General features: G+C 57.8%; 19 protein-coding genes. 2 read left to right on the top strand and 17 right to left on the bottom strand.

The features are described from left to right. Positions 1 to 118: 118 nt before the first annotated feature. From codY to sucC, 8 genes are all read right to left on the bottom strand, one after another. Positions 119 to 886 carry a GTP-sensing pleiotropic transcriptional regulator CodY gene (gene codY, locus ABC336_RS28855; RefSeq protein WP_413241944.1) on the bottom strand — a complete coding sequence of 256 codons (768 nt, stop codon included), beginning with the start codon at positions 884 to 886 and terminating at the stop codon, positions 119 to 121. Positions 887 to 1,017: 131 nt separating this feature from the next. Further along, positions 1,018 to 2,415, bottom strand: coding sequence for an ATP-dependent protease ATPase subunit HslU (gene hslU / locus ABC336_RS28850; protein ID WP_413241943.1), 1,398 nt, complete (start codon positions 2,413 to 2,415; stop codon positions 1,018 to 1,020). Positions 2,416 to 2,439: 24 nt separating this feature from the next. Next, positions 2,440 to 2,982, bottom strand: a complete 543-nt coding sequence (hslV, locus tag ABC336_RS28845) for an ATP-dependent protease subunit HslV (protein WP_413241942.1) — start codon at positions 2,980 to 2,982, stop codon at positions 2,440 to 2,442. 4 nt (positions 2,983 to 2,986) lie between these two features. Then, a complete protein-coding gene (gene trmFO / locus ABC336_RS28840) occupies positions 2,987 to 4,312 on the bottom strand; it encodes an FADH(2)-oxidizing methylenetetrahydrofolate--tRNA-(uracil(54)-C(5))-methyltransferase TrmFO (RefSeq protein ID WP_413241941.1) in 1,326 nt (441 codons plus the stop codon). A 42-nt stretch (positions 4,313 to 4,354) separates the two neighbouring features. Next, positions 4,355 to 6,448 carry a type I DNA topoisomerase gene (gene topA / locus ABC336_RS28835; RefSeq protein ID WP_413241940.1) on the bottom strand — a complete coding sequence of 698 codons (2,094 nt, stop codon included), beginning with the start codon at positions 6,446 to 6,448 and terminating at the stop codon, positions 4,355 to 4,357. A gap of 29 nt (positions 6,449 to 6,477) precedes the next feature. Further along, positions 6,478 to 7,587: a DNA-processing protein DprA gene (dprA, locus tag ABC336_RS28830; RefSeq protein WP_413241939.1), complete on the bottom strand. Its 1,110-nt coding sequence runs from the start codon at positions 7,585 to 7,587 to the stop codon at positions 6,478 to 6,480. Positions 7,588 to 7,870: 283 nt separating this feature from the next. Further along, the gene (gene sucD, locus ABC336_RS28825; RefSeq protein WP_413241938.1) at positions 7,871 to 8,806 is read right to left on the bottom strand and encodes a succinate--CoA ligase subunit alpha; all 936 of its coding nucleotides are present in this window, start codon (positions 8,804 to 8,806) and stop codon (positions 7,871 to 7,873) included. Positions 8,807 to 8,851: 45 nt separating this feature from the next. Then, positions 8,852 to 10,012, bottom strand: coding sequence for an ADP-forming succinate--CoA ligase subunit beta (gene sucC / locus ABC336_RS28820; protein ID WP_413241937.1), 1,161 nt, complete (start codon positions 10,010 to 10,012; stop codon positions 8,852 to 8,854). Positions 10,013 to 10,275: 263 nt separating this feature from the next. Here sucC and ABC336_RS28815 point away from each other — a divergent pair, with 263 nt between their 5' ends. Both ABC336_RS28815 and ABC336_RS28810 read left to right on the top strand, forming a co-directional pair. Next, entirely contained in the window at positions 10,276 to 10,998 is a 723-nt protein-coding gene (locus ABC336_RS28815; RefSeq protein ID WP_413241936.1) for an anthrax toxin lethal factor-related metalloendopeptidase, read from the top strand. Between the two features lie 127 nt (positions 10,999 to 11,125). Further along, complete coding sequence (locus tag ABC336_RS28810) at positions 11,126 to 12,673, top strand: YifB family Mg chelatase-like AAA ATPase (RefSeq protein WP_413241935.1); 1,548 nt, start codon at positions 11,126 to 11,128, stop codon at positions 12,671 to 12,673. Positions 12,674 to 12,705: 32 nt separating this feature from the next. Here the strand turns inward: ABC336_RS28810 and ABC336_RS28805 are convergent, their stop codons facing one another. From ABC336_RS28805 to lepB, 9 genes are all read right to left on the bottom strand, one after another. After that, entirely contained in the window at positions 12,706 to 12,933 is a 228-nt protein-coding gene (locus ABC336_RS28805; protein ID WP_413241934.1) for an FtsW/RodA/SpoVE family cell cycle protein, read from the bottom strand. A 387-nt stretch (positions 12,934 to 13,320) separates the two neighbouring features. Continuing rightward, positions 13,321 to 13,629, bottom strand: a complete 309-nt coding sequence (locus tag ABC336_RS28800; protein WP_413241933.1) for a permease prefix domain 1-containing protein — start codon at positions 13,627 to 13,629, stop codon at positions 13,321 to 13,323. Continuing rightward, positions 13,626 to 13,958, bottom strand: a complete 333-nt coding sequence (locus ABC336_RS28795) for a PadR family transcriptional regulator (protein ID WP_413241932.1) — start codon at positions 13,956 to 13,958, stop codon at positions 13,626 to 13,628. The genes ABC336_RS28800 and ABC336_RS28795 overlap by 4 nt, the downstream gene beginning before the upstream one ends. Before the next feature lie 329 nt (positions 13,959 to 14,287). Further along, positions 14,288 to 14,680 carry a YraN family protein gene (locus ABC336_RS28790; RefSeq protein WP_413241931.1) on the bottom strand — a complete coding sequence of 131 codons (393 nt, stop codon included), beginning with the start codon at positions 14,678 to 14,680 and terminating at the stop codon, positions 14,288 to 14,290. Further along, positions 14,670 to 14,972, bottom strand: coding sequence for an EscU/YscU/HrcU family type III secretion system export apparatus switch protein (locus ABC336_RS28785; RefSeq protein ID WP_413241930.1), 303 nt, complete (start codon positions 14,970 to 14,972; stop codon positions 14,670 to 14,672). The genes ABC336_RS28790 and ABC336_RS28785 overlap by 11 nt, the downstream gene beginning before the upstream one ends. Further along, positions 14,969 to 17,029 (bottom strand): hypothetical protein, encoded by a 2,061-nt coding sequence (locus ABC336_RS28780; RefSeq protein WP_413241929.1) that lies wholly within the window; start codon positions 17,027 to 17,029, stop codon positions 14,969 to 14,971. The genes ABC336_RS28785 and ABC336_RS28780 overlap by 4 nt, the downstream gene beginning before the upstream one ends. 199 nt (positions 17,030 to 17,228) lie before the next feature. After that, positions 17,229 to 17,855, bottom strand: coding sequence for a ribonuclease HII (locus ABC336_RS28775; protein WP_413241928.1), 627 nt, complete (start codon positions 17,853 to 17,855; stop codon positions 17,229 to 17,231). After that, the gene (gene ylqF, locus ABC336_RS28770; protein WP_413241927.1) at positions 17,848 to 18,720 is read right to left on the bottom strand and encodes a ribosome biogenesis GTPase YlqF; all 873 of its coding nucleotides are present in this window, start codon (positions 18,718 to 18,720) and stop codon (positions 17,848 to 17,850) included. Before ylqF ends, ABC336_RS28775 begins: the two co-directional genes overlap by 8 nt. A 7-nt stretch (positions 18,721 to 18,727) precedes the next feature. After that, on the bottom strand, positions 18,728 to 19,408 hold the full coding sequence (gene lepB, locus ABC336_RS28765) for a signal peptidase I (protein ID WP_413241926.1): 681 nt from the start codon (positions 19,406 to 19,408) through the stop codon (positions 18,728 to 18,730). Between the last annotated feature and the right edge of the window lie 132 nt (positions 19,409 to 19,540).

Genomic DNA, 19,540 nt, shown 5'->3' with positions numbered 1-19,540 from the left:
AGAAGCATCATCTGTACTCACGTTTTCTTTCGGGCTATATTCCTAAAAAGCGTTCCCGCTTCCAATCTGCCGATTGCTTAAGACAGATCTCCAGGATGAGAGCAGAATGAGAGCACTCTCATATTTTTACTTTATTTAATTCCTGGATCAGCTGTTCATTGAGGATCTTAATGTAGGTCCCTTTCATCCCCAGCGATCGACTCTCGATGACGCCTGCGCTCTCCAGCTTGCGCAAGGCATTGACGATAACCGATCGCGTGATGCCGACCCGATCCGCCACTTTGGAAGCGACCAGCAGCCCCTCGCGGCTACCCAGCTCCTCAAAAATATGCTCGACTGCTTCGAGCTCGCTGAAGGACAATGAATTGACCGCAACCGATACAACCGCCCGACTCCGCGCTTCCAGCTCGACCTCTTCCGCGCGCTCCCGCAATATCTCCATGCCAATAATGGTTGAACCATACTCAGCCAGGATCAGATCGTCATCGTCAAACTCACCGGTCGGTCGGGCCAGTACGACGGTCCCCAGACGGTCTCCGCCCCCCTGGATGGGGATGATCGTCAGCATCCCTTTTAGATAAACATCAGGAATGGACAGACTCAACCTTTCATCAGGGGCAATATTGGTCACGGTCTCCTGTACCAGAAGCAGCTGTTCATTGCTCTTATCGGGAAAGCGGAGAGCAGCGGCAGACGCCCGCAGCTTCTCGTGCTCCCAGACGTCTACCGCCGCGCTGCCGAGCACTTTGCCGCGCCGGCTGACGACGAAGACATCAGCTTGGATCGTAGAGCAAAGCACTTCCGCCATTTCCCTAAAATTAAGCGCCTTGCCGGCCGCCTTTTGCAGCAGCCGGTTCAGCGTTCTAGTCTTTGCAAGTAACGTCATGCCTGGACCTCCCAATATCTTTACAACTTTCGCTTTTGATCACGATGCAAAATTCACAGAAGCGGATTCGACATCGAATCTTGAAGGCAGTCGGAGGGCCTTCTCGGTGCTGAAAACCGAACTATTCCGAACTATAATATATATTGACTCAAGTCGCGATTTTGTGCAATATCTCCGACCTTGTCGCGCACGTATTCAGGGGTAATCACCATCTGCTCCAGATTTAAATCCGGCGCCTCGAACGAGAGATCCTCAAGCAGCTTCTCAAGAATGGTATGGAGGCGGCGGGCGCCGATATTCTCGGTGTTGCGGTTGACGTCCGCCGCGATCGACGCAATCTCCCGGATCGCTTCCTCCGAGAAATCGACCGTGATGCCCTCTGTCTCCAGCAGAGCCGTGTATTGCTTCGTCAGGGCGTTCTTCGGTTCAGTCAGGATGCTCACAAAGTCTTCCAGCGACAAGCTGCTTAGCTCTACCCGGATCGGGAAGCGACCCTGCAGCTCGGGGATCAAGTCGGCCGGCTTGGCGACATGGAAGGCACCGGCGGCGACAAACAGCACATAATCGGTACGCACCGGGCCATACTTAGTCATCACGGTCGACCCTTCGACGATCGGCAGGATATCCCTTTGCACGCCTTCACGCGAGACATCCGGACCTGATCCGCGAGAAGGGGCTGCGATTTTGTCGATCTCATCGATGAAGATTATGCCCGATTGTTCGGCCTTGATGATCGACTCCTGGATCACATCGTCCATATCGATCAACTTGTTCGCTTCCTGTTGGGTCAGGACAATTCGGGCATCTTTAACCGCCAGTTTGCGCTTCTTCATCCGTTTGGGCATAAACTGGCCGAACATCTCCTGCATGTTCATCCCCATGCCTTCATTGCCTTGTCCGGCAAGCATATCGAGCATATTAGGAGCATTGTCCTCCACTTCGATCTCGACGATCTCTTGCTCCATCTCGCCTGCCGCCAATCGCTCCTTGACTTTCTTGCGGCGTTCCAAAACCGAGGTGTCCGTTTCCTCCGCCTCTTCCTGCTCCTGTGACTGCTGGTTGCCGAAGATCATCTCGAAAGGATTGCGCTGCGGCTTGGACTTCGTGGCAGACGGTACGAGCAGCCCGGCCAGACGTTCATTCGCCTGCTGTTCGGCTTTCTCCTTCACCTGCTCCGTCTTCTCGATCTTGACCATCCGGATCGCCGTTTCCACCAGATCGCGGACCATCGATTCGACGTCGCGGCCGACATAACCGACCTCCGTAAATTTGGTTGCTTCCACCTTGACGAACGGGGCATGCACCAGCTTCGCCAGACGGCGGGCGATCTCAGTCTTGCCGACACCGGTCGGTCCGATCATCAGAATATTTTTGGGTACGATCTCATCACGGATCGCTTCATCGAGCCGGCTCCGCCTGTAACGGTTGCGCAAAGCGATGGCGACTGAACGCTTCGCCTGTTTCTGGCCGACAATGTACTTATCCAGCTCCGCGACGATCTGCCGCGGTGTCAATGAACCGTTACTCATCTCGTGATCCCTCCATCTTCCATATCAGAGCTCTTCGACGATAATGTTGCGATTGGTAAAAACACAGATGTCGGCAGCGATCTCAAGCGCAGAACGTGCCATTTCCGCCGCATCCAGCTGCGTGGCATGCCGTTTCAGCGCCCTTGCCGCAGACATCGCAAAGCTGCCGCCGGACCCGATTGCCAACACATCGTCATCCGGTTCGATGATCTCGCCGTTGCCGGAGACCAGCAGCAGACCTGTGGCGTCCATCACGATCATCATCGCTTCCAGCTTGCGCAGCACCCGGTCCGAACGCCACTCTTTGGCAAGCTCCACAGCAGCCCGCTGCAGATTGCCATGATGTTCTTCCAGCTTGGCCTCGAATTTCTCGAATAGCGTGATCGCATCCGCAACCGATCCGGCGAACCCTGCCACAACCTGCCCCCGATAGAGACGGCGCACCTTTTTTGCGGTGCCTTTCATGACCATGCTGTTGCCAAATGTCACCTGGCCGTCGCCAGCTATTGCGCCTTTTCCGCCATGCCTGACCGCACATATCGTCGTTGCGTGAAACTGCATCTCCACCCGGTTAACCCCCTTCAAGATTGGCTTCCTTATACCGCGCCAAGGCGTCAAGCGCGCGATTTGCGATCTGCTCGTTTTTCTCCTTTTTGTTGCGGATCTTCTTGCCCAGCGGCGGGAACAGGCCAAAGTTGGCGTTCATCGGCTGGAAATGCTTGAAGTCTGCGGTCGTGATATAATCCGCCATGCTGCCCAGCGCCGTCTCCTCAGGCAGGACCAGGGGCTCCAGCCCGCGCGCCAGTCTCCCTGCATTGATGCCGGCCAGAAGACCGGATGCTGCAGATTCGACATACCCTTCCACCCCGGTCATCTGACCGGCAAAAAACAAGGTGTCTCTTTCCTTGAACTGGTAGGTTGATTTCAGCAGTCGGGGAGAATTGATAAACGTATTACGGTGCATAACCCCGTAACGCACAAATTCAGCCTGCTCCAATCCCGGAATCATCGATAGCACCCGCTTCTGTTCTCCCCACTTCAAATGAGTCTGGAAGCCGACAAGATTGTATAAGGTGCCAGCCGCATTGTCCTGGCGCAGCTGGACAACCGCGTGAGGCAGCTTGCCGGTATGCGGGTTCATCAGCCCGACGGGCTTCATCGGTCCGAAGAGCAGCGTCTGCTTGCCGCGTCCCGCGATCACCTCGATCGGCATGCAGCCTTCGAAATAGATCTCTTTTTCGAACTCTTTGAGCTCTGCAGTCTCCGCCTCTACGAGCGCCTCGTAGAAGCGTTCGAACTCCGCTTCGGTCATCGGGCAGTTCAAATAAGCGGCCTCGCCTTTGTCGTAACGGGATGCGAGATAGACTTTGCTCATATCCAAGGAGTCTTTCTCGACGATCGGCGCCGCTGCATCGTAGAAGTAAAAATACTCCTCGCCCATCAGCTGCTTGATCTGCTCCGAGAGCTGCGGCGACGTCAGCGGACCTGTAGCGATCACGACGATGCCCTCAGCAGGAATCTCCGTCAGCTCTTCAGTCCGCACCTCGATCAGCGGATGCTCGCGCAGTGCGCTTGTCACGGCCTCAGAGAACCCTTCGCGGTCGACGGCAAGGGCCCCGCCGGCCGGCACGGCATGACGGTCCGCACTGCTCAGGATGAGCGAATCCAGGCGTCTCATCTCCTCCTTCAATACACCGACGGCATTGGCAAGGCCATTGGCGCGCAAGCTGTTGCTGCATACCAGCTCGGCAAATTTATCCGTGTGATGGGCAGGCGTCCGCTTTACTGGACGCATCTCATACAAGACAACGGGGACGCCCTGCGAGGCTATCTGCCATGCGGCCTCGCTGCCTGCAAGCCCGGCGCCCACAACGGTCACATGCTTCCTGTCTGTCAATACATTTCCCTGCTTTCATTTATAATCATCCGCTCTTGCGGGCTAGGCCTGTTCCTGATCCTCCGGCAATTCCTCCGTATGGTCGCATGAGGTGCATTTGAGCTTGCCGCCGCTGCGGTTGCGCTTCTCGACCATCGGCGACGCACATTCCGGACAGGGCTTGCTGCTTGGTTTGTCCCAGGATACATAATCGCACTCTGGATAACGGTCACAGCCATAAAAAATCCGGCCTTTCTTGCTGCGCCGCTCAATGACTTTGCCCTCTTTGCACTGCGGGCAGGGCACGCCGATTTCTTTGATGATAGGCTTGGTGTTGCGGCACTCAGGGAACCCTGAGCAAGCGAGGAATTTGCCGAATCGGCCCATCTTGTACACCAGGTGGCGGCCGCATTTCTCGCAGATTTCATCGGAGACCTCATCCTGGATCTCGATCTCCTTCATCTCCTCCTCCGCAACCTCCAGACGCTTCTCGAAAGGTCCATAGAAGGTACTCAACACCTTTACCCAATCCTCGCTGCCTTCCTCGACGTGGTCGAGATCCCCTTCCATATGGGCAGTGAACTCGGCGTCCAGAATCTCGGGGAAAAACTCTTCCATGAGCTGGATGACCAGGTCCCCCAGCTCCGTCGGTACAAACTTCTTCTCCTCGATCGCTACATATCCGCGCTTCTGGATCGTTTCCAATGTTGGCGCGTAGGTACTCGGGCGTCCGATGCCCAGCTCTTCGAGCGTTCGCACCAGCCTTGCCTCCGTGTACCGGGGAGGAGGTTGGGTAAAATGCTGCTTGGGCTCAAGCTCTTCTTGCTCAACCTTATCGCCCGCTGCAAGCGGAGGCAGAAATTTGTCCTCCTCGGTCGTGCCGTCGTCATTGCCCTCCACATACACTTTCATGAAACCGGGAAACTTCAGCTTGGATCCGGTGGCGCGATATACGACCGACCCGCTCATCAAATCAACAGTCATCGTATCGAGTACGGCGGAAGACATCTGACTGGCCAGGAATCTCTCCCAGACGAGCTTATATAATCGGAACTGGTCCCGGGACAAATGCGGCTTCATCTCATCCGGATCTCGCAGCGGCGTGGTCGGGCGGATTGCTTCATGCGCGTCCTGGGCACTGGCATTTTTCTTCGTATACACACGCGGCTGTTCCGGCACATAGTCTGTGCCGTACTTCTCCGTGATGTAGGATTTGGCCTCTTCCTGGGCCAGGGGAGACAGTCTCGTCGAATCCGTACGCATATATGTGATCAGACCGACTGTACCTTCCTTGCCCAGATCTACGCCTTCATAGAGCTGCTGGGCGACCGACATCGTCTTGGCGGCCCGGAACCCTAGTTTGCGAGCGGCTTCCTGCTGCAGAGAACTCGTGATGAAGGGCGGAGCAGGGTTGCGCTGACGTTCCTTTTCCTTGACTTCCTTGACCTCATAGGGGCCGCTGCCCATGGCTTTCAGTACTTCCTGCATCTCGGACTCGCTGCCGAGCTCTCGCTTCTCGCCGTCAATGGAGTAATACTTGGCTTCGAATGCCGCCTTGCCATGCTTCAGCTTGGCGGTGATCGACCAATACTCTTCCGGCACGAATGCGTCGATTTCATTTTCCCTGTCGATAATCAGCTTCACCGATACCGATTGAACCCGACCTGCTGACAAGCCTTTCTTGACTTTCTTCCATAATAGAGGACTGATCTTGTAGCCGACAAGCCGGTCGAGGATCCGCCGGGCTTGCTGAGCGTTGACAAGGTCCATATTGATCTTGCGAGGTGTCTTAAAGGCGTCTTTGACCGCCTGCTTCGTGATCTCATTGAAGACGACCCGACAATCCTCCGTCTCGTCTAATTCCAGATAGTGCGCCAGATGCCAGGCGATGGCTTCACCCTCACGATCCGGGTCAGCCGCCAGATAGACGCGCTTGACTTTTTTGCTGGCATCCTTCAGTTCTTTGAGGATGCTGCCTTTGCCGCGAATCGTTATATATTTGGGATGAAATGAATTTTCGACCTCGACGCCAATCTGGCTTTTCGGCAAATCGCGAATATGGCCCATAGAAGCTTTGACAATATATTTGCTGCCGAGATATTTACCGATCGTTTTTGCTTTTGCCGGTGATTCGACAATGACTAATGAATCCGCCATCAAGCGTCCTCCTCTCTCCTATTTGCCTTCTACAAGGCACAGTAAATGGAACCGGGATGTTGCTCAATCTTACGTTTTATAGTTAAATTTATCAGAACTGCGTGCAAAAGTCCAAAAGGCATTCCGGACTTGGCATGCAGCGAGTCTGCTGTTGCCGGTTCATCCTGCAGCATCCGATAGATCCTGTCCTCATCCTCTGTGAGCCGCTGTGACTCCGTGGCGGAGACAGGAGCTGCCGCAGCCTCACGGGTCTCGAGGAGCCGCACGGCAAGCTCAGAGAGGATATCGTCCACACTAAGCGTCAGCTTAGCCTTCAGATCGCGGATATATTCATTGGTACCTGCGCTTTTGGGGGAATGCGCTGGTCCGGGAAGCGCAAACACCTCTCTTCCCATATCAAGAGCCTGATCTGCCGTGATGAGCGAGCCGCTGCGGGAAGCCGCCTCTACGACCAGCGTGCCCAATGACAAACCGGCGATGATGCGGTTGCGTACTGGAAACAGCCCCGGATGACATGCGGTGCCGAGCGGGTACTCCGAGAGCACAAGACCTTCCTGGGCAATCCGGCGCTGCAGGGCGGAATGCTCTCGCGGATATGCGGTATCCAGCGGCGTGCCCAGCACAGCTATCGTACTGCCAGGCTCGCTGAGCGCTGCCTCATGGGCAAAGCGGTCGATCCCGCGCGCCAGTCCGCTGACGATCGCAAGACCTCTGGCAGCGAGCTGACCCGCCAGCTCCCTCGTCATATGTCTGCCGTAAGCGGTCGGAGACCGCGTGCCAACTATCGCCAGCATCGGCCCTTCCAGCAGCTCTGTCCGCCCCAGCGCATAGAGTACCCAGGGCGGCTGCGGGATCTGGCTCAGCCACTGTGGATAATCAGGATCGAGACGAGTAAGGATCTTCGCGCCTAGCCGCCGGTATAGCTCCGCCCGCTCAGTTGCAAAGTCCGGACGCAGCATACGGACTAAGGCTCGCGCCTGCGCTGTCCGGACACCCAGCCGCCGCCAGTCCGCCTCATCATGCCGGGTGCAATCCATGATCGAGCCTTGCATGGCCTTATCGATCGTATGCCAACCTATACCCTGGATTTCGTGCATAGCAAACAATACTTGTCTTTCATTCCAGCCGGAAACGTTCATTCGGACACAACCTCTCCGTCTGCCTGCATCCTTTTCCTATTTTGCTTGACAATGTAACAGAATGCAAGCGACCTGTTAAGTTATTATTGAAAGAAACAAGCAAAAACGACTTCGTCGCCCTTCCAGGACGTGCGGAGAGCTTTGTCGGAGAAATACAAGCCAAGTAGTTAGGTGAAACATATACCTTCTTGTATTTGAAAAAAAGCAGCCTTCCAAACCCCGTGCGGGGTATTGAAAGGCTGCTTGCCTTTTAAATGAAGCTATGAAGCTGGGTCCGGTTTGATTAAGCTTGACGGGTGATGCACTTTTCGAGCAGACCGCGCTCTTCGAGCACGCTGACCAGCGTCGAACCCATCTCGGATGGTGTCGGCGAAACCTTGATGCCGCAAGCCTCAAGGGTGGCAATCTTCTCGGCTGCCGTACCCTTGCCGCCGGAGATGATCGCACCGGCATGTCCCATCCGCTTGCCCGGAGGCGCTGTGGCGCCGCCGATGAAGCCGACTACCGGTTTGGTCATGTTGGCTTTAACCCACTCGGCTGCTTCTTCCTCAGCCGTACCGCCGATCTCGCCGATCATGATAACCGCGTAGGTGTCCGGGTCATCGTTGAAACGGCTCAGAATGTCGATAAATTCGGCGCCTTTGACCGGGTCGCCGCCAATTCCGACAGCAGAGGACTGACCAATGCCGCGTGTGCTCAGTTGATGAACCGCTTCGTAGGTCAAGGTACCGCTGCGCGATACGACGCCGACATGACCCTTGACATGGATATAACCCGGCATGATACCGATCTTGCACTCATCCGGCGTGATGACGCCTGGACAGTTCGGTCCGATCAGGATGGTGTCGCGACCTTCCATATAACGCTTTACCTTCACCATATCCAGCACCGGGATGCCCTCGGTGATGCAGATCGCCAGCTCCATGCCAGCGTCCACCGCTTCCATGATCGCATCCGCTGCGAACGGAGGCGGGACGTAGATAACCGATGCCGTGGCACCGGTAGCTGCTTTGGCTTCAGCTACGGTATTGAAGACCGGCAGCGAGACAACCTCGCCATTCTCCAGCGTAATCTCGACATTGGTGCCGCCTTTGCCCGGCGTTACGCCGCCGACCATCTGTGTGCCATATTCAAGTGCACCCTTGGCATGGAACAATCCGGTTGCACCGGTAATGCCTTGCGTTATGACTTTTGTATTCTTATCTACCAAAATGCTCATCGAAGGCTCACATCCCCTAAATGAATTCGTATGCTGACGTGCAATTTACTTAACGAGGGCTACAATTTTTTGAGCGCCGTCCGCCATCGAATCGGCCGCTACGATATTGAGTCCCGATTCATTCAGAATTTTCTTGCCAAGCTCCACGTTCGTACCTTCCAGGCGAACGACGAGCGGCCGGTCAAGCTCGATCTGCTTGGCCGCTTCTATAACGCCATTGGCGATGACGTCGCAACGCATAATGCCGCCGAAGATATTAACGAAGATGCCTTTTACTTTCTCATCCGACAGGATAATTTTGAAGGCTTCCGTTACTTTCTCGGTGGTAGCGCCGCCCCCTACATCGAGGAAGTTGGCCGGGTCGCCGCCGTAATATTTGATAATGTCCATCGTCGCCATTGCCAGACCTGCGCCGTTGACCATACAACCGATGTTGCCTTCAAGCGCAATGTAGCTAAGATCGAACTTGGACGCTTCGATTTCTTTCTCGTCTTCTTCCTCAAGGTCGCGCAGTTCAACGATATCCTTGTGGCGGTAGAGCGCGTTGGAATCAAAATTAAGCTTGGCATCCAGCGCCATGACATTGCCGTCGCCAGTTACTACAAGCGGATTGATCTCAGCGATCGAGCAGTCCTTCTCCACGAATGCGGTGTACAACGCAATCATGAACTTGACCGCTTTATTCACGAGCTCTGTAGGAATGTTAATCGAATAAGCCAGCTTGCGCGCTTGATACGGCTGCAAGCCTACTGCAGGATCGACGATCTCCTTGAAGATCTTCTCCGGGCTGTGTTCAGCAACCTCTTCGATCTCGGTGCCGCCTTCTTCGGAAGCCATCATGACGACAGCGCCGCTAGCGCGGTCAACCACCACGCCGACATAATATTCTTTCTTGATGTCGCAGCCTTCCTCAATTAGCAAGCGCTTGACTTCTTTGCCTTCCGGACCCGTCTGATGCGTCACCAGAACCTTGCCCAGAATCTCGCTTGCATAAGCGCGTACCTCTTCCAGACATTTGGCTACCTTGACGCCGCCGGCCTTTCCGCGTCCGCCTGCATGAATTTGCGCCTTAACCACAACAACCGGTGTTCCCAGTGCTTCAGCAGCCTCTACCGCTTCATCGACGGTGAAAGCCACTTTGCCACTCGGTACCACGACACCGTATTGCTTCAGGACTTCTTTGCCTTGATACTCATGGATATTCATTGACGAAATCCTCCTATCCGAAGCTGGATCCTTGATATGTACACAAACCTTATTTATTGTATCACTTTTCGTTTCAGCTTTCCTTAGTTTTCAACAAGAAAGGTCAGTTTTTTTTGATATCGAATTCATATCGTTTTGAGAACGATTGCAGAAAACGCGTTCATATTGGATGGCCATCTATGTCTTTTTTCCTATTGTGCGCCTCCTCCCGCCATCTTAAACTGGGAGTGATTTTGATACTGGATAAGGCAGGGTGAAGGAAGTTGAACAGGTTGATTTGGGGCGCTGTGCTGCGGCGCTGCGTCATTTGCATCACGCTGGCTTCCACTGCGTTCGCCGGCTTTGTGGAAGTACGTGATGTGAACAGCTCTGTGGCTGAGGCCGCGATTCACAATGGATCGCTCAAGCAGCGACTGTTTGCCTTACCCGCAGGAGCATACGACGCTGCGCTTGCAGACCAGATGACTGAGCGGGTCCTGCGCATCCCTCCCGCAATGCTCGAGTTGCTGGTCGAGCGCGGCGTGCAGATCCGGCTGATCAGCGGGCTGCTCACGGACGAGCCGGAAATGCAAGGGCTTCGCGGACACACGCCGCGCGGCTGGGAGCGGAGCGGCCTCACCTGGGATGACATCCCCGGAGTCGGCGGCAAGCCCGTTATCGTGCGGATCGGATTCAGCCACAGCGGGATGGGCCACAGTTCCGCCAATCTGGAGCTGCACGAGACGTTTCACGCCATCGATACGCATGTGCTGGGAGGCATTTCGTCCTCACGACCATTTATGGCTCTGTTTCGGGCAGAAGCGCATCTCTTGTTCGGCGGCAAGCATTATGAGGAGCGCTATCCCGAAGAATACTTCGCCGAAGCGTCCACGCTCATGTTTGTCTCGCCGGAGAGCCGAGCACTCGTAGCGGCCAAAGCGCCAAAAACATACCGATACTTAAACTTGCTCTACCGCGGATATGCGTATCTGTCGAAGTTAAGCTAGTACCCGCTGAGTCATGGCGACAGATCTCCTGTTGACAGGCCGGACCGGCTTGCGATACGATGACTGATATACAAATGGGAACGTAAGGAAGCACCTTCATCCGATATCTGATGGAGGTGCTTTGTCTATGTATACGAAGCTTTGCAGCGCCAGCGTACTGGGTGTCGAAGGCATGCTGATCGAGGTCGAGGTGGACATCGCCAGCGGCCTGCCGCAGGTGGCGCTGGTCGGTCTGCCGGACCCGGCGGTGCGCGAGTCCGTGGAGCGCGTGCGGGCAGCGATCAAAAACTGCGGCTGCCGCTTCCCGCTCGAGCGCATCACGATCAATCTGGCGCCTGCCGATCTACGCAAGATGGGCACGGCCTACGATCTGGCGATCGCGCTCGGTATCTTGGCTGCCAGCAGCCAGCTGCCGGCCGCACGGTTCGATAACCTGCTCATCGTCGGCGAACTGTCGCTCAGCGGCGAGATCCGACCGGTGCCGGGGGTGCTGCCGATCATCGAGGAAGCCCGGCGGCGCGGGATCTCGCGGGTGCTCCTGCCAGCAGGCAATGCGGCGGAGGCTGCGCTGCTCAGCGGCATGACGCTGCATCCAGTATCGCATCTGCGCGAGCTGCTGCAGGTGATACACGGAGCTGATCTGTCCGTCTATGAGGCCGCGCTCCATGACGAAGGAGCCCCGCCGGATCACGATAGCCGGTCCCTCTCTGCTCATGGCGATTACAGTGAGGTCTTCGGTCAGCATCATGCCAAACGAGCCTTGATGACAGCCGCTGCTGGACGCCACAACATCCTGCTGCTCGGTCCGCCAGGCACCGGCAAGACGATGCTGGCGCGGCGGCTGCCGGGGATCCTGCCGCCGCTCGATGAACAGGAAGCGCTTGAGGTGACCAAAATTCGCAGCGTCACTGGCCAACTGTCCTCTGCCCCTGCCGGACTGATCCGGGAGCGGCCGTTCCGCGCTCCGCATCACACGATATCCGCGGGAGGCCTGATCGGCGGAGGTTCAATCCCGAAGCCCGGTGAGGTGACGATGGCCCATCACGGGGTGCTGTTCCTCGACGAGCTGCCCGAGTTCTCGCGCGGCGTGCTCGAAGTGCTGCGGCAGCCGCTGGAGGAGCGCAGCGTGACGATCGCCCGGACCCGCGCCGTGCTCCGCTTCCCGGCCCATCTCATGCTGGCCGCCTCGATGAATCCGTGTCACTGCGGCTATCACGGCGATATCCTGCATCCGGAGCGGTGCATCTGCTCGCCGCAGAAGATCGCTGCCTACCGCGCCAAGATCTCAGGACCGCTGCTGGACCGCATCGATCTCCAGATCGAGGTGCCGCGTCCGGCCGAGGTCGGCGCGCAGCAGCCGGGACTCAGCACCGCCCAGATGCAAGAGCGGGTAATGGTTGCGCGGGAACGTCAAGACGCCCGCTCCGACCGGACGGGCGTCAACTGGAACTGTGAGCTTGAGGGCCAGGCCCTAAAGGAAGCCGCTGCGCTGGACGGCGGAGCTGCCGAGCTGCTCGCAGAGGCGTATCAGGCGCTGGGGCTGAGCCTGCGGTCACATGACCGCGTCCTGAAGCTCGCCCGGACGATCGCCGATCTGCAGGATACAGAGAAGATCGGGATAGAGCATATTGCAGAAGCCATCCAATACCGCTGCCTGGACCGGGAGATGGCCTGACCGCTTGCAGGAGCCGCACAGCTCCTGCGGCTTCAGCTCGCCAGTCTGCCGTTGCCGGCATAGTCCAGACTGCGCCGCTGTTTGGCTACACTTAGCACCAGCCCGAATGCGAGCATATGCAGCAGCAGCGAGCTGCCGCCATAGCTCACAAACGGCATCGCGATGCCGATGAACGGCAGCCAGCCTAGCGTCATCAGCATCGACCAGACGAATTGAATGGCGGTCACTAATATGCGCACGGGCAGCCAAAAATAATGCAATCGGAATAAGAAGCCTCAATCCAATCTGGAGCACGGTCTGCCCGACCGTCCACTCCCGGGCCGGCTGCATGCCCGCATTAGCAATAATAAACAGAAACATCGCTACCAGCATCACATTGACCGTCCCGAACGGCAATAATACGTATAGCTTTGCTCCGTTGACGGGACTCGTCGATTGCAGCATAAAGAGAGCCAATATAACTGCCGCCCCGTACAATATCCACCCTTTGTCCCGCAGCTTGCGATAATCAAAAAACCAGCACGCGCCCGCCAATAGGCAACCAATAGCAGCGAACACTGCCATATTTCCGAACATCACTGTATTGCTGTAGCTGATGCCCGCCCGAAATTCAAGCACATACATAAAATATAATCCGACCCCGAGCATCACCGCCAGCAGGCCAGACCAATCATTCCCCATTCGATGACCGGCTTATGTACCTGGTTCAGCTGCCTGCCGATATCGCGGGGATCACCCATGCGCTCGACAGCGATCCGCTCCGCTTCCTCCGGACTCATCCCTTCCGAGGTCAGCTCTTCGATTACATCTTGGATATGTCCCTCCAATTCCCTTCTTACTTGACGATGAGCCGTTTTGGCACGGATCTGCACGCATACGGTCTGCAAAAAATCATCTGTAGACTGTTGTTCATGCTGCTGACTTGCTTCCCCGCCCCTACTGCTTACCCGATTCATGCCATGCCCTCCCCCACGACACGTTCTACCGCCACACGGAAGGTTTGCCACTCTTTTTTCTTCTCCTGCAGCCCTTTTAAACCGCGTTCGGTAATGCGGTAATATTTGCGCTTGCGGCCGTGCGTCTCCGACCAATACGACTCCACCCATGCCTCCGATTCCAGAGCATGCAGCAGCGGGTACAGCGTCCCTTCCTTTAGCTCAAACACCCCCTCAGAGCGTTTCTCGATCTCTTTAACCAGCTCATACCCGTACATCTCGCTTCGCTCCAGCTGCGATAAGATGAGGATCGCGGTGCTGCCCTTCAGCAATTCTTTGCTAATCTTCATCGGTCCCTTCCTTTCCGTTGGAATGTTGCTTCTTTTACATCGAATATCTATGCATCGTAAATCTATGTATTAGAATATCAGATGTCTTATTCCTTTACAAGAAGAACCTGCCTTCCGGGAACACGAAAAACCGAGTTCATTCGGCTATGTTAAGAGGAAATGGTGCGAATGAGTTCGAAATATCGCGTTCGTTTGGAGGAATAGCTGCGGTGGGTTGAAATAAATTCGAAAATTCGAGTTCGATGAGATGAGAAGGTGCAATAGGTTCAAATGAGCTTGAAAATTCAAGCTCATTTGGTAGAAGGCCTCAATGTGCCATTCATAGACACTCAAAATGCTTCCTCATAATGCCGGATATCGATGACCTGACAGTCACGATCCATCAATACGGTGATGACGTCGAAGCGTACCCGGCGCTCTTGCAGCCGTTTGCCGTATAAATACACTTGAGCGGTGCTGCGGAGCTGCAGCTGCTTGCGGGCATCCACCGATTCTGCCGCCGTGCCGAAGCGACTGCCTTCCCGCCGGGAGCGCACCTCGATGAAGACGAGGGGCGAGCCTTCCTCCGGCGGCTCCGCGACGATGTCCAACTCACCTGAACGGCACCGCCAATTCAGATCGCGGATCCGCCAAGCGAGTGACTCGATGTGCACTCTCGCTGCCGCTTCCCCCAGTTTGCCGACTGCGACACGGGACAGAGCGGCGGCTCGCTTATTCTGCAAACCAATCCCCCGCTTTCTGATCCGAACGGTAGATAAAACTGAGCACCTCGGCCACCAGCGTATATAGCTCGGGCGGAATCTCCTGGTCGATATCGAGCTGCGACAACACTTCAACGAGCGACGCATCCTCCTGGATCGGCACGCCATGCTCGCTCGCTTTGGCGACGATCTTATCGGCGAGCTGCCCCCGTCCTTTGGCGACCAGGACCGGTGTGGCCTGCTGCTCAGGATCGTACTTCAGCGCCACGGCCTGTTTGCGCTCTGCGGCATTCTTCTCGCTTGGCTGCTTCATGCGCGCAGGTCCACCCCCCGGTACGGCTTGCCCGCAAAACCGGCGTGATCCGGCAGCAGCTCGCTGCCGGCCAATGCGCCCTTCCTGGTCGCCGCCGCTTCCCTGTCAACCGTAGTCGGGAGTGGCGTGCTGCGCAGAGTCAGCAGTTGGTAACCGCTGCGCCCCATTGCCTCGGCCACTTCGCCTCGGGATGTCTCAAGCAGCGGACCGATGGCGGGATGATCGTTCCAGATGGTCAGGCTGACGATCTTGTCGACAACTTGCACATCGACGAGCGTGTCGCCCAGCTGCTTCATCTGCAGGTCGAACAAGAGGCGGCAGTTGGCTGCGTCGATCTCTCCCTTGCGCCCCCTCCGGGTCTGGACATGTACGGATGCCGTCTGGCTGCCGTCCTGTCCATGCAGCGGGATGAAGATCGACAGATGGGACATCATCGCGCTGCCGCGCTCCGCCGAGAGCAGCAGCTGCTGCCCGGTGATCTGCTGCAGCAGTTGCTGCGCCGCCTCGCGCAGCGCCGGCGGCGCATCCTCCCGGGCCGCGAGCTGCAGCAGCGCGCCCTTGAGCGACTCCTGCGCCGCAGCCGGCCGTCCGGCCTCGGCTGCAGGCGCATCTGCGCCTGCCGGGCCGCCCAGCGGCAAGCCCGGCGCGCGCTCCGCGAGCGGCTGCGGCGGCGCCTCCGCGGGACGGGCCAGCGTCTGCCCGTCCGCGCCCGTGGGTACCGGGGGCATCGCTCCCCCGGCCGCAGAGCCTGCGGCCCCGGCGGCTCCGCCCGGGGCCGGCCGCAGCAGCAGCTGGCGCTCGTGATCGACGCCCAGCCAGCGCAGCATGTCCCCGACCCAGCCGGCGGCACCGGTCGGGGCCGGGTTCGCCGCTGCGGTCGTCGCAGCAGCGGGGCGGCCCGCACCAGCTGGCGATGCAGCCTCGCCAGCGCTGCCCGATGCAGCGGCAGCAGCCCCAGGAGCGATCCCTGCATTCGCCGTCCCAGCTGCTGCAGGCGCCCCACCGCCAGCCTGCGACGGTCCGTGCGGCTGGATACCGATCGACGCTGGCGGGGCTGCTGACGGCGCGGTATTCCCTTGCTGCCCGGGCATCCCGGCAGCTGCCACTGATGGCGAGCCTCCACCAGTCAGCGATGGCCCGTTCGGTTGGCCAGCCGTTGCTGCAGGTGCTGTCGCTGCCGAGGCAGTGCCGCCTTGCTGGCCGGGCATCCCTGCGGCGGCACCGGTTGATGCGCTCCCTGTCCCGGACACTCCCCCCGCGGAGGCAGTCTGGCCGCTGCCAGGAGCAGCATCTGTTGTCATACGCAGCAGTCCCGTCCCTTCCTGCAACAAAGCAAGGACACGTGCCGCCGCTTGCTGCGCCGTCTGGCTGCCCGTTGCAGCGGTCGTACCCGTCGTCCCCTCCGGATGCCCGAGGAAGTTCCGCAACTGGCTCTGCAGCCCTTCCAGCAGCTCGTGCGACGGCCTTCCGAACATCGCCTGCTGAAGCGCCGAGATCGTCCCCGCCGTCATCGGCAGCCCCCGCCTGTAGGCAAGCGCCGCCGCCTGCATCCACTGCTGCGGATCGGCCTGCGCCGGCATCGCCGCCGAAGCCTTGCCGAAGGCCGCCGACAGCTCCCGGTTAAGGGAGAAGCCCTCCCGCTTCATGTCCAGCATCAGCTGCTGTGCCCAAGGCTTATCCGGCAGGCCCAACCCGCGCACCAGATCGCGCAGTGCCGCCTCCGGCATCGCGGCGCTGCCGGGATCCACCGGACGCAGGACGACCATGCCGCCATTTGTAGAAGGCTGGACCTGCAGCATCGTCGACTGTCCCGGCTGCAGGGGCAGCTCCAGCTTGGCGCGCACCTGGTTGCCGTTGATTTGTACAAGTGCTTCATCGCCGTCCAGCAGACTGACCACGACGCCCCGCACGACTTGCCCGGGCTTTAGCTCCAGCACCCGGCTGTCGCCGCTCTGCACATCTCCCAACAGACTTCGCATCATCTGTCCGATATTCACATTCCGTTCCTCGCTTTCCTCGTCCGCCGGCATCTCCCTGCCGCTCAGGTATCGCTTCACTATATTATTACTATCGTCGGCAGACCCCGATTCCGTTAATGTAAATTACCCCCCCACAAAGTGGGAATTTGGCCTCGAAGAGTACTCAGGTGCTCTGCAGGGGGCCCCGGAAACAGATTAGTTCTTTACGTGCAAAATAGGCCAAACAGAAGTTCTGCTTGGCCTATGCAGTCATGCCAGGATTACGCCCCCCGTCCCGCTAGAACATCTCCTGCTGCTCCGCCAGCAGCTTCGTCAGGAAAGAACGGCGGTGCAGCGGACTTGGACCATACGCGAGGATTCGCTCCCGGTGGAGCTTGGTGGCATAGCCTTTATGTATCGCGATCCCGTACTCTGGATACAGCGGATCCCACCGCTCCTTGCACAGTCGGTCCCGCGTCACCTTGGCGATGATCGAAGCGGCCGCGATCGACTGGCTGACCGCATCACCATGGATGATCGCCTGCTGCGGCAGCGGGCTGTCGACCTTCTCGGCGTCGACGAGCAGATAATCCGGTGCCACTCCGGCCGCCGACTCCGCCAGCCCGAGCACCGCCTCCTTCATCGCCAGGCGCGCCGCCTGCTTGATATTGATCCGGTCGATCGTGACGCTGTCCACATGAGCGACGGACCAGGCCACCGCCTGGTCCACGATGACGTCGTACAGCAGCTCCCGTTTCTTTTCGCTCAGCTTCTTGGAGTCATCGACGCCATCGAGCACCAGTCCCTCAGGGAGCACTACTGCAGCAGCAACGACGTCGCCGAACAGACAGCCCCGGCCGACTTCGTCGACGCCTGCGATATGCGCATAGCCTTCGCTCCAGAGCCGGTCTTCATACTCAAGCATAGGGATCCGGCTCCTCCAGCGTAATCTTGCCCAGCTTGCCGGCACGCAGCTCGCGCAGGATGATACCGGAAGCCTTCTCAAGGTCGACTCGCCCGCCGCTCATCAGACAGCCCCGTTTGCGGCCGATATCCTCCATCACGCGTACGATCTCCTGGTTGTTCTCCAGATCGGCAGGCGGTTCATCGATGCCGAAGCGCTCCTCCAGCGCGTCCCAATACCGTTCCACCAGTTCGCGGACCGCGAAGTAGGCGATGTCCTCAATGTTAAGGATCTGCTCGCGGATCGCGCCGGTCATCGCCAGCCGGTAGCCGACCAGCTCATCCTCGAACTTCGGCCAGAGGATGCCCGGCGTATCCAGCAGCTCCAGTTCCTTGCCTACCTTGATCCACTGCTGACCCTTGGTCACGCCGGGACGATCGCCGGTCTCGGCGATGTTCCGACCTGCCAGACGGTTGATCAGCGTCGATTTGCCGACGTTGGGGATGCCGACGATCAGCGCCCGCAGCGCCCGCGGGTTCATCCCTTTGCTGCGCATGCGGTCGATCTTCTCCTTGAGGATCTCCTGGACCCTGCCCGGAATCTCATCTACCCGCGTGCCTGTAGAAGAATCGACGGCAATGCACGGATGACCGTGTCCGCCAAAAAAAGAAATCCACCGGTCGGTCGCCCGTGGATCCGCCAAATCGGCTTTATTCAGTATGATGAGCCGGGGCTTGTCCAGCAGGATCTCGTCGATCATCGGATTGCGGCTCGACATCGGGACGCGCGCGTCCAGCAGCTCAATGACGATATCGATCAGCTTGAGCTTTTCCTGGATCTGACGGCGCGCCCTTGTCATATGTCCCGGAAACCATTGGATGGTCATGTTTCTCTCACCTCATTGTTCCGTTATCTACAATTTTGATCTGATTCCACGGCCAGAAGATCACATCGGCCCGGCCCACGATCTCGTCCATCGAGACGAAGCCGATCGAACGGCTGTCGCGGCTGTTGCCCCGGTTGTCCCCGAAAGCAAGGATAGAATTGTCTGGCACGGTGTCGGTTGTAACTCTGCTATTCGGAAAGTCGTCTTCGGTATTGTAAAGTCTGCCTTCGCTCTGCGCCTGAGCGATCGCTTCCGTCAAGTACGGCTCCTCGACCAGTTCGTCATTAATGTAGAGGCTGTCGCCCTCAAGTCTGACCTTGTCGCCGGGCACGCCGATGACGCGTTTGATGAAATCCCGGTTTTCTTCCGGTACATGGAAGACGACCACCTCACCGCGGTGCGGCTGACGGATATCATACAGAATCTTGTTGACGATGACGCGCTCACCAGACTCAAAGCTAGGCAGCATCGACGATCCGTCGACGATAAACGGCGAGAACAGAAACGTACGGATCACAAACACCAGCACCCCGGCGATCGCCAGCGCTTTGATCCATTCCACGATCTCTTTCTTCGCTTTGGGGGGTTTGGTCTGCTCTCCGGACACGCCGGCTCCGCCAGTCTCCGGATCCCTGCCTGTAGGCGCTGGTTCTTGTCGCTTAATCTCTTCGTCTTGATTATGATTCATAGCTACGCCTACCTTTACATATGAGGTTGTCCAAAAAAGCCCGCTTCGATCACGGCGTGATTTCAAGGAGGCGGGTTCTGCATCTTGTCGGTGTTGAGAACCGACCTTTCAAACTCACGTTGTATGTAGTTA

The organism is Paenibacillus jepli, from assembly GCF_047238105.1.
Taxonomy (GTDB): domain Bacteria; phylum Bacillota; class Bacilli; order Paenibacillales; family Paenibacillaceae; genus Paenibacillus_D.
Note: the sequence above shows the minus strand (reverse complement) of the source record. Positions and strands in the feature narration are given on the sequence as shown.